The 11,659-nt window shown below is 66.6% G+C and carries 13 protein-coding genes and 1 riboswitch; of the genes, 1 reads left to right on the top strand and 12 read right to left on the bottom strand.

Going from position 1 to position 11,659, the window contains the following annotated elements; translation table 11 throughout:
• Positions 1–99 precede the first annotated feature (99 nt).
• The 11 genes from IRZ77_RS26080 to cobO all read right to left on the bottom strand — a co-directional run bounded on the left by IRZ77_RS26080 (position 100) and on the right by cobO (position 10,192).
• Complete coding sequence (locus IRZ77_RS26080) at positions 100–1,218, bottom strand: glycoside hydrolase family 5 protein (protein WP_178081822.1); 1,119 nt, start codon at positions 1,216–1,218, stop codon at positions 100–102.
• Between the two features lie 223 nt (positions 1,219–1,441).
• Positions 1,442–2,164, bottom strand: a complete 723-nt coding sequence (locus IRZ77_RS26075; RefSeq protein ID WP_046617185.1) for an adenosylcobinamide-GDP ribazoletransferase — start codon at positions 2,162–2,164, stop codon at positions 1,442–1,444.
• A gap of 1 nt (position 2,165) precedes the next feature.
• Positions 2,166–2,732, bottom strand: a complete 567-nt coding sequence (locus tag IRZ77_RS26070; RefSeq protein WP_196174607.1) for a histidine phosphatase family protein — start codon at positions 2,730–2,732, stop codon at positions 2,166–2,168.
• Complete coding sequence (cobT, locus tag IRZ77_RS26065; RefSeq protein WP_085602051.1) at positions 2,729–3,784, bottom strand: nicotinate-nucleotide--dimethylbenzimidazole phosphoribosyltransferase; 1,056 nt, start codon at positions 3,782–3,784, stop codon at positions 2,729–2,731. The genes IRZ77_RS26070 and cobT overlap by 4 nt, the downstream gene beginning before the upstream one ends.
• Positions 3,781–4,302: a bifunctional adenosylcobinamide kinase/adenosylcobinamide-phosphate guanylyltransferase gene (gene cobU / locus IRZ77_RS26060; RefSeq protein ID WP_108481923.1), complete on the bottom strand. Its 522-nt coding sequence runs from the start codon at positions 4,300–4,302 to the stop codon at positions 3,781–3,783. Before cobU ends, cobT begins: the two co-directional genes overlap by 4 nt.
• Position 4,303: 1 nt before the next feature.
• The gene (locus IRZ77_RS26055) at positions 4,304–5,758 is read right to left on the bottom strand and encodes a cobyric acid synthase (protein ID WP_085602053.1); all 1,455 of its coding nucleotides are present in this window, start codon (positions 5,756–5,758) and stop codon (positions 4,304–4,306) included.
• Positions 5,755–6,747, bottom strand: a complete 993-nt coding sequence (cobD, locus tag IRZ77_RS26050; protein ID WP_046617180.1) for a threonine-phosphate decarboxylase CobD — start codon at positions 6,745–6,747, stop codon at positions 5,755–5,757. The genes IRZ77_RS26055 and cobD overlap by 4 nt, the downstream gene beginning before the upstream one ends.
• Positions 6,740–7,648: an adenosylcobinamide-phosphate synthase CbiB gene (cbiB, locus tag IRZ77_RS26045; RefSeq protein WP_085593447.1), complete on the bottom strand. Its 909-nt coding sequence runs from the start codon at positions 7,646–7,648 to the stop codon at positions 6,740–6,742. The genes cobD and cbiB overlap by 8 nt, the downstream gene beginning before the upstream one ends.
• Positions 7,645–8,295, bottom strand: a complete 651-nt coding sequence (gene bluB, locus IRZ77_RS26040) for a 5,6-dimethylbenzimidazole synthase (RefSeq protein ID WP_085602054.1) — start codon at positions 8,293–8,295, stop codon at positions 7,645–7,647. The genes cbiB and bluB overlap by 4 nt, the downstream gene beginning before the upstream one ends.
• A complete protein-coding gene (locus IRZ77_RS26035; protein WP_085602055.1) occupies positions 8,292–9,584 on the bottom strand; it encodes a cobyrinate a,c-diamide synthase in 1,293 nt (430 codons plus the stop codon). The genes bluB and IRZ77_RS26035 overlap by 4 nt, the downstream gene beginning before the upstream one ends.
• On the bottom strand, positions 9,581–10,192 hold the full coding sequence (gene cobO / locus IRZ77_RS26030; RefSeq protein ID WP_013971375.1) for a cob(I)yrinic acid a,c-diamide adenosyltransferase: 612 nt from the start codon (positions 10,190–10,192) through the stop codon (positions 9,581–9,583). Before cobO ends, IRZ77_RS26035 begins: the two co-directional genes overlap by 4 nt.
• A 120-nt stretch (positions 10,193–10,312) precedes the next feature.
• Positions 10,313–10,532, bottom strand: a riboswitch (cobalamin riboswitch).
• A gap of 167 nt (positions 10,533–10,699) precedes the next feature.
• On the opposite strand from cobO, the gene IRZ77_RS26025 reads away from it, so the two are divergent.
• The gene (locus IRZ77_RS26025; protein ID WP_135002604.1) at positions 10,700–11,278 is read left to right on the top strand and encodes a hypothetical protein; all 579 of its coding nucleotides are present in this window, start codon (positions 10,700–10,702) and stop codon (positions 11,276–11,278) included.
• 192 nt (positions 11,279–11,470) lie between these two features.
• On the opposite strand, the gene IRZ77_RS27020 is transcribed toward IRZ77_RS26025, so the two are convergent.
• Positions 11,471–11,659: hypothetical protein (locus IRZ77_RS27020; RefSeq protein ID WP_230386600.1), on the bottom strand; the 189-nt coding region annotated here is incomplete at its 5' end.

Here is an 11,659-nt window from a genome sequence, read left to right as displayed (position 1 = left end):
CGCCGGCAAGCCAGCTCCCACAGGTAAAGCGTTGCTCTCGAGGTTGTCGCTCTACCTGGGGAGCTGGCTTGCCGGCGATGGGCCGTAAAGCGGCCCCAATTACTCAACCAGGTTCAAGCGACGGCGAATCGGCTCGAACTCTACTGTAGCCTTGCGCGCCAGCGGGTCTGGAGCGCCCTGCTCGATTGCCTGCCAGTAGCGCCACGGCACCTTGGCCGAGCCCAGTTCGTAGTCCATGCCGTCCCAGTTATCTTCTCGGAAGCTGTAGAAGGCCCAGTGCAACCGGTGGCGATCCAGCACGCTGAGCACGTCTTCCAGGTATTGCCGGCAGCCCGGCAGCCTGCGCATACAGCCGAACTCGCCCACCACCAACCGCGAGCGGGGCACGTTCATGGACTCGGCCCAGTTCAGCGGATGGCGCAGGTATTGCGCCACACGCTGGCCATCCCACTGCTGCGTCTGCCCCGCGAACGGTGCCGGGCCGGGATAGGCGATGGGTTGCTTGCGCGTCATGTTCGGTGCACTGGTCACCAGATAGGGCTCGTACATGTGCACGCTGTACAGCACCCGCAGGTCTTCCAGAGGTGCCGGCCAGTAACCGAAGGCGTCGGCGGCGGCGAACCAGCCGGCATCGAGCATGACCGGCGTATCCGCGTCCTCTTCACGAATGGCCGCTATCAACTGCCGATACAGGGCTGGCAGATCACGCGCACTGCCCTGCCGCCGTGCATACCACTGCTGCATTTGCCCTGGGTCGGCATGCTCGGCCAGGCCACCTTGCTTCTCCGGGGCGGGCTCGTTGACCAGGTTGTAGGCGGCGATAGCCGGGTGATCTTTCAGCTCACGGGCAAGATCCCGCCAGAAGGCCGCAGCCTGCAACCAGTAACGTTTGTCCTGCCAAAGGCGGTCGTCGAACTGGCCCTGGTTGTTTTGCGACCAGCGCATGCCGGGTAGCGAGAGCGGTGCGATGACCACCTTGAGGCCGGCCTGATGGGCGCGATCGAGGGTGGCTCGCAGCGTGGCTAGGTCGGCCGCAGACAGGCCTTGATAGGCGTCGGCATCGCCGAGGAGGAAGTCGCGTTCCGCCGGCTGCCATTTGTCGTAGGACAGCCGCACCCAGGTCGCGCCGTAGCCGCTCAAGGCGTCGAAGTAGGCTTGATCAGGTGGCAGCCGGTTGAAGCTGTTGCCACCGTGGCGGGGGGTGTTCCAGAAAGCCATGAGATCGGCTGCCATGGCAGCAGGCCCCATGGCCAACAAAAACGCAGCGAGAATGACATGACGCATGGTGCCGACACTCCTCGACAGTTTGCGGGAGGGGCAAGCATACGCCAGTGAAAAGATGCCGGTTCTTGCTGATTTTTTCAGGAATTTACCGACACGTTAGGCTCAGAAACGCCCTACAGAAACATCCTGCTTGCGCGGTCACTTGCAGAAGCAAGGCTCAGAGGCCCAACGCCAACCCCAGCACCACGGCCAGCTCGAGCAACTCCAGCATTGCACCAGCGGTATCGCCGGTAGTCCCGCCCAGGCGCCGGCACATCAGTTGTCGCAACCAGGCAAACACCGCCAACGCCAGCACCACGACCCACCCGCCCAGGACCAGGCAAAAAAGCACACAGCCCAGCAGCACCCAGCCGGCCGCATGCCGGGGCAGGTGCTCGGCCAGCGCTTGCCCCAAACCACCCTGCCGTACATAAGGCGTACTCAGGAACAACCCAAGCATCGCCGCCCGCCCGATCAACGGTGCCAGTAGCAACTGCGCGCCAGTACCCTGCTCGACCAGCACCCACAACGCGCAGAACTTCAGCAACAGCACCAGCACCAGCGTAACCACGGCAATCGGCCCGCTACGCGGGTCCTTCATGATCAGCAGGGTGCGTTCGCGGTCACCGAAACCACCCAGCCAGGCGTCGGCGCTGTCCGCCAGGCCATCCAGATGCAACGCGCCACTGAGCAACACCCACAAAGTCAGCAGCAGGGCCGCGTGCAGCGGCGTCGGCGTGCCCTGCAGCAGGTGGCTGGCCAGCCACAGCAACAGGCCGAACAGCAACCCGACCAGCGGGTAGCAGAGCAGCGAGCGCCCCACCTCACGCGGCGCCGGCATGCCCGGCAGACTCACCGGCAGGCTGCTGAGAAACTGCAAGGCAATCCACAACGGCAACATTTCAGCGCCCCTCGACCAACTGGCCGTCGTCACCCGAAACCAATCGCATCAGCGCAGCGTGGCCGACTTCGACCTGCAGCAACTGTGCCCTGGGCAAGCCACGAGCACGGGCCAGTAACAGCCGCATCACGCCGCCATGGGTGACCAGCAGCACACGCTTGCCAGCATGCTGACGGCTCAGGCGGTCGACTGCCGCCAGCACACGTTCTGCGAACGCCTCGACCGGCTCGCCATTGGGCGGTGTAAACGCGTAAGGGTCCGCCCAGAAGCGCCCCAGCGCGTCCGCCTGGTCTTCCATGATCTGCGCCGCGCTACGGCCCTCCCAGTCGCCAAAATGCAGCTCCTGCAACGCCGCTTCGCGCTGTACCGGCAGGTTCAGCCGCTCGCCCAGCTCCTCGGCAAAACGTGCGCAGCGCTGCAGCGGAGAACTGACCAACACCTCCCAAGGCCCGGCCTCGGCCACGGCGCCACGCATCTGCGCCCAGCCCTTGTCGGTCAAGGCATCATCAAGGCTGCCACGCAAGCCGCCCTGTTCCGTTTCGCCATGGCGCAGCAAGTCGAGGATCATGCCGGGCGGTCCGCCACTGCAGCCTCGGCGAAGGTCGCCATCTGCCCATGCAACGCACAGGCCAGGCGCAACAGCGGTACGGCCAGGGCAGCCCCACTGCCCTCGCCCAGACGCAGGCCCAGGGCCAGCAACGGCTCGGCCTGCAACGCGTCGAGCACAGCTTTGTGCCCAGGCTCTGCGCCTTGGTGGGCGAACAGCAGCCAGGCCCGGCACTGCGGGTTGAGGCGCACCGCCAGCAGCGCGGCGACGCTGCAAATGAAGCCGTCCACCAGCACCGCGACACCCGCCTGCGCACAACCAATGTAGGCACCGGCAAGGGCCGCGATCTCGAAACCACCGACACAGCCCAGTGCCTGCAATGGATCGTTGGCGTTCAGGCCATGCAGGCTCAGCGCCCGTTCGATGACCTCGGCCTTGTGCCGCACCCCGGCGTGGTCCAGGCCGGTACCCGGGCCACTCAACTCAGCCGGCGGGCAACCCAGCAAGACGCTGGCCAGGGCAGCGGCAGCCGTGGTGTTGCCAATACCCATCTCGCCACCGATGAACAGCTGCGCGCCCTGTTCGGCGGCGCGCAGGGCACTATCGCGGCCAGCCTGCAGGGCGGCCTGCAGCTGCCCCCCGGTCATCGCTGGCTGGCGGGCGAAGTTGGCGGTACCGGCACCCAGGCGCAGATGGCGCACGCCAGGCAGTTCCAGGTGCGGGTCGATGGTGCCCAGGTCGACCACTTCCAGGCTTGCCTGCAGCTGGCGCGCCAGCACGCTGATGGCCGCGCCACCACCGACGAAGTTGCGCAGCATCTGCCCGGTCACCGCTTGCGGGTAGGCCGAGATACCTTCCTCGACCACACCGTGGTCACCGGCAAAGATGCTGATTGCGGCGTGATCCAAGGTCGGCCTTTCACACCCCTGCAGGCCGGCCAGTTGTATGGCCAAACCTTCAAGCTGGCCGAGCGAACCGGCAGGTTTGGTCAGCTGCTGCTGACGGGCGCGGGCCTGGTCCATGGCGGCGTTGTCGAGGGGTTGGCAGGCGTCACGCCACCAGGCTTGGGTCATAGTGCAGGTCCTTTGAGCATTAGGGGCAGGCCGGCCACGGTCAGCACCACACGCTGACAGCGTTCGGCCACGGCCTGGTGCAGCCAGCCAGCCAGGTCGACATAGCGCCGGGTCAGCTCGCCCATGGGCACGACGCCCAGGCCGGTTTCGTTACTGACCAGAATGACCGTGCCCGGCAACTGTTCCAGGCAGGCCAGCAGCGCATCGCGCTCCTCGGCCAGGCGCTGGTCGTCTTCGAGCATCAGCAGGTTGGTCAGCCACAGGGTCAGGCAATCCACCAGAAGGCAGCGCCCTTCGGCCGCTTCGGCGCGCAGTGCCGCGGCCAGGGCCAGAGGTTCTTCGATCAACCCCCAGTCATCGGGGCGACGCTGGCGGTGCAGCAGCACGCGTTCGTTCATTTCACCATCCAGCGGCTGGCTGGTGGCGATGTAGGTCACCGGCAGGCCACTGGCGCTGGCCAACTGTTCGGCCAGGCGGCTCTTGCCCGAGCGGGCGCCGCCGAGGATCAGGTTGAGCATGTCAGGCCACCCCACAGAGCTGGCGCAGGCGCGCGGTGTCCAGGTGCTTTTCCACCAGGTCGGCCAGGCGCTCGATATCGCGTTCGCGCAGGGCCTGGTAATCGACGGCCTGCACATCCTCCAGACCCGCCCAGCGCAGCAGCGCCGCACACGACTGGCTGCCTTCGAACAGGCCGTGCAGGTAGGTAGCAAGTATCTGGCCATCAGCGCTGACAGCACCATCGCAACGGCCATCGGCAAGTTGCACGGCTGGCTGCTCCAGGGCAGGCCCGGTGGTGACGCCGGCATGAATTTCATACCCGGCAACCGGGGCTGCTTCCAGGTTCAGCGTGCCGGCAACGTTGCGCAGTTGCTTCTCGGCTTCGAGCACCGTGGCGTAATCGAGCAGGCCAAGCCCCGGGCTGGAGCCGGCGGCCCCTTCGAGACCAAGCGGGTCATGTACTTCGCGGCCCAGCATCTGCAGGCCACCGCAGATCCCGATCAGCTTGCCGCCATAGCGCAGGTGCCGGTCGATGGCCTTGTCCCAACCGCGCTCACGAAGTTGCGCCAGGTCGCCGCGCACACTCTTGGACCCGGGCAGGATGATCAGGTCGGCGGCCGGTATCGGCTGGCCCGGGCCAATGAACTGCAGGTCCACCTGGGGGTGCAGGCGCAGTGGGTCGAAGTCGGTATGGTTGCTGATACGCGGCAGCACCGGGACGATCACCTTGAGCACGCGCTCGGCCTTTGCCCCCTGGCGTGCGTCGATGCCGTCTTCGGCTTCCAGATGCAGGTCGTTAACATACGGCAGCACGCCCAGTACCGGCTTGCCGGTGCGCTGCTCCAGCCAGTCCAGCCCCGGCTGCAGCAAGGCGATGTCGCCGCGGAAGCGGTTGATGACAAAGCCCTTTACCCGCGCCTGCTCACTGGGTGACAGCAGTTCCAGAGTGCCGACCAGATGGGCGAAAACACCACCACGATTGATGTCGGCAACCAGGATCACCGGGCAGTCCACCGCTTCGGCAAAGCCCATGTTGGCAATGTCCCCGGCACGCAGGTTGATCTCCGCTGGCGAGCCCGCACCTTCGACCATGACCACCGGCCAGGCAGCACTCAGGCGCTGGTGGGAAGCCAGCACCGCCTGCATGGCGATAGCCTTGTAGTCGTGGTAGGCCACCGCGTTCATGCTAGTGACGGCGCGGCCATGGATGATCACCTGGGCGCCGGTATCGCTGTTGGGCTTGAGCAGCACCGGGTTCATGTCGGTATGCGGTTGCAGGCGGCAGGCCTGGGCCTGCACCGCCTGGGCCCGGCCGATTTCACCGCCGTCGGCGGTCACCGCGCTGTTCAGCGCCATGTTCTGCGGCTTGAACGGCACCACGCCAACGCCCTGGCGCAACAGCCAGCGGCACAGCGCGGTCACCAGCGTGCTTTTGCCGGCGTCGGAGGTGGTGCCTTGCACCATGAGGGTGGTCATGCCATTTCCTTCTGATAGGCCGCCAGGGCCTGGGCCAGGCGCTGTTCGTCGGCCGCACAGGCTGGCAGCCCCAGGCGTATTGCCGGCGGGTGCTCGAACAGCCGCACCAGGATGCCGTGGCGGGCGAGAAAGTCATGCAGTTGCGCAGCCTGCTCGCTGCGCACGTACTGGAACAGGTCGCAACCGCCGCTGGGCGCCAGGCCGGCGCTACGCAACAGCACCGCCAGCCGCCGGCTGGCTGCAGCGCAGCGTTCGACCTGCACACGCTGGGCGTCGTGGTCGGCCAGGCTGGCCTGGGCCAGCACTCGGGTCGGGCCATTGACGGTCCACGGCCCAAGCAACTCGGCCAGGTGCAGCAGCAGGCTGCGTTCGGCGGCAACGAACCCCAGGCGCACGCCGGCCAGGCCGAAGAACTTGCCGAACGAGCGCAGCACTATCAGCCCCGGGCGCTCGGCACAATCGACCACGCTTTGCGCCGGGGTGTTGTCCATGAACGCTTCGTCGACCAGCAGCCAGCCACCGCGGGCGGCCAGGCGGGCGTGCCAATCCAGCAGGCGTTCACGCGGCACCCGGCGGCCGGTGGGGTTGTTGGGGTTGACCAGCACCAGTACGTCGAGGCTGTCGAGCGTCGCCTCGACCTGCGCTTCGTCCAGCTCCAGCAACTGATGCCCCGCCCGTTGCCAGGCGTATGGGTGCTCGGCATAGCAAGGTGTCAACACCCCTACCCGGCCGGCTGCGCGCAACAGCGGCAAGGCCTGGATCGCGGCCTGGGAACCGGCCACTGCCAGCAATTGGCGTGCGCCGTAATACGCACGCGCGGCGTCCTCCAGGCCGTCCTCGGTCTCCGGCAGGCGCGCCCAGGCCTCCATTGGAATCGGTGGAATCGGGAAAGGCCATGGCGCAATGCCGCTGGACAGGTCGAGCCACTGCTCGCGAGCGATGCCGTATTGCCGTACCGCCCGCAGCAGGCGGCCTCCGTGTTCAAGCATTGATATAGGCCCCCAGGCAGATCACCAGCAGCCACAGCCATACGCCGCGCTGCACCAGGCCCCAACCGCGTTCGATGGCGTCGGCGTCGGCCATTGGCCCGTCACCCAGGCGTGGCCGCTCATGCAGTTCGCCGTGGTACACCGCCGGGCCACCGAGTTCCACACCTAACGCACCTGCACCGGCGGCCATCACCGGCCCGGCATTGGGGCTGTCCCACAGCGGGCCCTGCTTGCGCCAGCAGGCCAGGGCCAGGCGGGTCTTGCCCAGCAGCGCGTAGGTCAACGCCACCAGCCTGGCAGGAATATAGTTGAGCACATCGTCGACGCGCGCCGCGCACCAGCCGAAGCGTTCGAAGCGCTCGTTGCGATAGCCCCACATGGCATCCAGGGTGTTGCTCAGGCGGTACAGCACCACGCCCGGCGCGCCTGCGACCACGAACCAGAACAGCGCGGCGAATACCGCATCGCTGCCATTCTCCAGCACCGATTCGGTGGCCGCCCGGGCCACCGCAGGTTCGTCCAGTTCGCGGGTTTCGCGGCTGACCAGGTAGCCCACACGGCGCCGTGCTTCTTGCAGGTCACCCTGGCGCAAGGCACTGGCCACCGGCAACACGTGCTCGCCCAGGCTGCGCAGCCCGACGGCGCAGTACAGCGCCAGCACGTCGACCAGCCAGCCGATGTACGGCAGCCAAGACAGGATCAGTGCCACCAGGGTAAGCGGCACCACGGCCAGGAACCATGCGCTTACCCCGTGGCTGCGCCAGCCGCGCCCTCCGGCATTCAGGCGGCGCTCGAGGTTACCGGCCATGTTGCCGAAGGCCACCAGCGGGTGGCGCCGCTGCGGTTCGCCCAGCAGGGCATCCAGGGCCACCCCTGCCACGGTCAGCAAGGCCACGCTCATTGGCGCTCTCCCCATTGGTTCTCAAAGAGCATTTCACTCAAGGGCCGTTCCTCGGCCCAGTTTTCCAGCACCAGCATCGGTGCCGGGTAGAACTCGGTCACCGGCCCCAGGCACAGCACCGCGACCGGCTTGGCCCCGGTCGGCATGCCCAGCAGCGTCGCCAGCGCCTGCGGGTCGAACAGCGACACCCAGCCCATGCCCAGGCCTTCGCCACGGGCTGCCAGCCACAGGTTCTGGATGGCGCAGGCCAGCGAGGCCAGGTCCATTTCCGGCAGGGTGCGGCGGCCGAAGATATGCGGCTCGCGGTTGTCCATCAGGGCGGCCACCAGCAGCTCGGCGCAGTCGTTGATGCCTTCCACCTTCAGCTTCATGAAGGCGTCGGAACGTTCGCCCAAAGCTTCGGCGGTAAGCACCCGCTCTGCTTCCACCAAGGCCTGGATGCGCGCACGCAGGTCGCGCCGGGTGATGCGGATGAAACGCCAGGGCTGCATCAGCCCGACGCTGGGCGCCTGGTGCGCGGCAGCCAACAGGCGGCCCAGCACTTCCGGGGCCACTTCGCCACCGGCGAAATGGCGCATGTCACGGCGTTCGCCGATGGCCCGGTAGATCGCGGCGCGCTCGGCGTCGCTGTAGGCGTGTTCGCTCATGGTCGCAATAGCGCCGCCGCCGCGTCCGGGTTGGAGGGGAAGTAGAAGTGCACGTAGGACGCCGTCAGCCGACCCAGGCGGTAAACCGCTTCGTTGCCACGCCCGCCGTTAGGGCTCAGGCCACGCGCAATCGGCTGCAGTGCGGTATTGGTCAGCGAATGGTGATAGGTGTGCCCGCGCAAGGTGCCTTCCGGCAGCTCCACCGCCTGCAGGGCCAAGGCAGCCAGGCGCTTCTGCATGGTTGCCTCGCCAGGCAGCAGGCCAAGCAGTTCGGCACGCTCGCCGGCCACGTCGGTCAGGGCATCGAGCAGGTACAACATGCCGCCGCACTCGGCCAGCAACGGTTTGCCCTGGGCGTGGTGGGCGCGTATAGCCTCGCTCATCGGCGCATTGGCGGCCAGGGCGTGGTGGTGCAGCTCGGGATAACCGCCCGGCAGATACAGGCTGTCCACTGCCGGCAGTTCGCGGTCGTGCAGCGGCGAGAAGAACTCGAGCTGTGCGCCCAGGTTGCGCAGCAGGTCGAGGTTGGCGCCATAGGTGAAGGCGAAGGCCTCGTCCCGCGCCACGCCAATGCGCACACCGGCCAACGAGGCAGTACTGGCTTGCGGCTCGGGTTCGGCAAAGCTCACTGGCGGCGGCAAGGCAGCATCGCAACTGGCGCCAAGCGCCTCGGCAGCGGCATCCAGGCGCATGTCCAGGTCGTTCAGCTCGCTGGCCTGGACCAGCCCCAGGTGGCGGCTGGGCAGCTCTATACCACGCTCGCGGGACAAGCCGCCGTACCAGCGCAGGCCCTCGGTCAGGCTACCTTCCAGCAGTTGCGCGTGGCGCAGGCTACCCACCCGGTTGGCCAGCACACCGGCAAACGGCAGGTCAGCCTGGTAACGTGCCAGGCCCAGGGCCAGGGCGCCGAATGTCTGGGCCATGGCCGTGCCGTCGATCACCGCCAGCACCGGCACCCCGAAGTGGCGCGCCAGGTCGGCGCTGGACGGCGTGCCGTCGAACAGCCCCATCACCCCTTCGATCAGGATCAGGTCGGCCTCGCCGGCGGCTTCCCACAGCAGGCGGCGGCTTTCCTCGGCGCCGATCATCCACAGGTCGAGCTGGTACACCGGCGCGCCGCTGGCCCGCTCGAGGATCATCGGGTCGAGAAAGTCGGGCCCGCACTTGAACACCCGCACCTTGCGCCCGAGGTTGCGGTGCAGGCGGGCCAGGGCGGCGGTGACGGTGGTCTTGCCCTGGCCAGAGGCCGGTGCCGCGATCAGCACGGCGGGGCAATGGCGCTGGCTCACAGTTCCACGCCCTTCTGTGCACGGATGCCAGCCTGGAACGCGTGCTTGAGCATGCCCATCTCGGTCACGGTGTCGGCCAGTTCGATCATCTCGGGTTTCGCGGCACGGCCAGTGACGATCACATGCTGCATTGGTGGGCGGGCCTGGATGTCGGACAGCACCTGGTCAAGGTCGAGGTAGCCGTGCTTGAGGGCGATGTTCAGTTCATCGAGCACCACGAACTGCACGCTCGGGTCTTGCAGCAACTGGCGCGACACGGCCCAGGCAGCTTCGGCGGCAGCGATGTCGCGCTGGCGGTCCTGGGTTTCCCAGGTAAAGCCCTCGCCCATCACGTGGTAGCGCACCTGCTCGGGGAAGCGGCGGAAGAACAGCTCCTCGCCGGTGCTGTTGCGGCCTTTGATGAACTGCACCACACCGCACTGCATGCCATGGCCCAGGGCGCGTGCGAGCATACCGAAAGCCGAGCTGCTCTTGCCCTTGCCATTGCCGGTCAGCACCAGCAGCAGGCCGCATTCGTTTGGGGAATTGGCGATGCGTTCGTCGATGATCGCCTTCTTGCGCTGCATGCGCGCCAGGTGGCGTTCGTCGCGTTCGGTGGATTCGCTCATCAGGGTTCTCCGCTGGCTGGCGCCACGGCAACGCGCGGCGACAGGTAAAAGGCGGGCACACGGAGAACGCGCAGGGGCCGTGGCCGTACGCCACGGTGCACCGCGCATCACCCTCCGTGATGCCGTTGGCAGTATCAGGCCGGTCTCCGGGCTTGTGAGCGGGTCTTGGCCCAAGCCTGCGCGCCTTCCCGGGTGCTGACACCCAGTGGCCCTGCGCGGCCGCGACTCACCTACCGTTGCGGGGGCAGCGCCGGAATCGCGCCATGCTGGCACCCACCGGCTTCCCAGTTTCACCCTGCCCAGTCGGGGCTGGCAGGGCACCTGAAACACGCGCGAAGGTTAGAGGGTTGCACCGGGAGCGTCAATCGAAGCAGGCCGCTTTGCAGTCGAACAGGCACGGCCTGGGTAATGGCCAATTTACCTGGTTGTGCCACACTGGAGGCAGTGATATCACATAGCCATCATTTTCGGCTGAACGCGATTACAACGATAACAGGAGAGCGCAGCATGCGAGGCCAGATCATCAACAACCCGCGCCTGGAGTTTCTCGCCCCGGTGCTGGAGCGCTGGGGCGACTGCATCGACCGCTTCAACCGGTTTGCTGGCGATGCGGAAGCACCTTACTGGCATGGCGCCGCCGCCAATACCGGGCTGCTTGCCGCAGCGGCGTGGCAGGCTGAACTGGCGGCGCTGCAGCAGTTTGCCGGCAAGAAGCAGCGCGACGAAGGCGAACACGAAGGGCGCTGCGATCTGTCGATCAGCAGTGCCGATGAAGCGCTGTACCTCAGTGTCAGCCAGCGCTGGCCAAAAATCGCCCGGCTGGACATGGCCGAAGCCCTGCAGCAGACCGCTGCCCTCGCGCGCCAGGTGGCCTACCCCAGCCAGTTGAAGGCCGGGGCGCTGTTCATCAGCCCGTGGAAGGCTGGCCAGCATGCCAGCCCCGAGGAACTGCAGGACCTGGTCGACGATCTGCAGAAACATACCGCCTGTGCCATCGCCTGGTACTTCCCGTATGCCTATCGCAAGTTGCACAACGAGCTGGGGCAGTATCTCCCGGGGGTGGCGTTGTTGCTCAAGCAGGCTTGAATCGACTCCGGCTCGGGCCGGGCGACGTGGCTTCTGTGGGAGCGGGCGTGCCCGCGAAGAACCCAGCGGGGGGGCTGGCCCCGGCTGCGCGGGTGTGCGGGGGGGCCCCCGCTCCCACAGAGCCCCATTTAAGTTTCCTGTCGTAGTGAAGCGAGCCACCGCAGGTGCCCCACGCACAGCCATCATGAGGAGTCAATCCCGATTACTGGTATTACACGGCTGCGGTTTCTGACGATTTTTGCTTTTGCTCTTGCTCTTGCTCTTGCTCTTGCTCTTGCTCTTGCTCTTGCTCTTGATCTTGATCTTGATCTTGATCTTGATCTTGATCTTGATCTTCGCGACTTCAGGAGGCCGAGCAGAGGTCTTGCGGAGGGAGGTGAC

It is taken from the genome of Pseudomonas pudica (assembly GCF_015680405.1).
Lineage (GTDB): Bacteria > Pseudomonadota > Gammaproteobacteria > Pseudomonadales > Pseudomonadaceae > Aquipseudomonas > Aquipseudomonas pudica.
Note: the sequence above shows the minus strand (reverse complement) of the source record. Positions and strands in the feature narration are given on the sequence as shown.